The sequence below is a fragment of the Dellaglioa sp. CoH-56-MRSF-14 genome (genome assembly GCF_056782115.1).
In genome coordinates this window covers 1-254 of record NZ_JBXAYB010000120.1, presented here as the reverse complement: position 1 = coordinate 254, position 254 = coordinate 1, and the positions used below count along the sequence as shown (strand labels likewise).

The window sequence follows — 254 nt, the reverse complement described above, 5'->3', positions numbered from 1 at the left end:
CCCGTACGTACTGGTTGACGGAACGCGCGATCAGCGCCTCGTACGATTTTCGGCTGAGCGACGGGTAGATGATGTGGTTGTTGCCGAAGCGCGCCACCTGCTCGGGCTTGAACCGCGACATCAGATGATCCTTGATCGTATTGACCGAGATATTGCGCGTCAGCTGATGGTAAAAGTCCGCATCCGAATCGCTGTCGCCTGCCGCCATTGCGCCTTTGAACGCGGAGTCGAGGTTGCCGCTGATGAAGATGACG

1 protein-coding gene is annotated in these 254 nt (G+C 57.9%); it reads right to left on the bottom strand.

Features of this window, described 5'->3' with window-relative positions; genetic code table 11:
- The coding region (locus tag AC1RPX_RS08030; RefSeq protein WP_481763372.1) for a hypothetical protein at window positions 1–254 on the bottom strand (254 nt) is incomplete at both ends.